Annotated in this window: 1 protein-coding gene; it reads right to left on the reverse strand. The window is 72.3% G+C overall.

The features are described from left to right. Positions 1-408 (reverse strand): nucleotide exchange factor GrpE (gene grpE, locus ACNPM4_RS17215; protein WP_448986499.1); only part of this gene is annotated, 408 nt, incomplete at both ends.

Consider the following 408-nt stretch of genomic DNA (forward strand, 5'->3'; position numbering starts at 1 on the left):
CGCCCCACGACCGTGCGCACCTTGTCGGCGATCACGGCGAACGGGGTGCCGTCGATGAGGTCGCCGTGCTGAGCGGCGCGATCGAGATCATCGAGCACGGGGACCAGGCCCTTGGCGGCCTCGCCCTTCGCCCGCTCGATCTCGACCTGGCGCTGCTCCTCGGTGCGGCGACGGTAGTTGGCGTATTCGGCCTGCAGGCGCTTGAGGTCGTTCAGCAGGGTCGACTCGAGGTCGGCGAGCACGGCGTCTTCTGCCGCGGCCTCGCCGGTCTGCGTCGCTCCGAGGATGTCGTCGACGGTGAGGTCGTCGGCAGGCTCAGGAGTCGCGGCGCCGTCGAGCGGGGTCTCGTCCGATCCCTCGGCGGCTGCCGCCTCGCGGGAGTCCGGGTGGTGCGGCGCGGGGCCGGAT

Source organism: Microbacterium umsixpiens, from assembly GCF_053543675.1.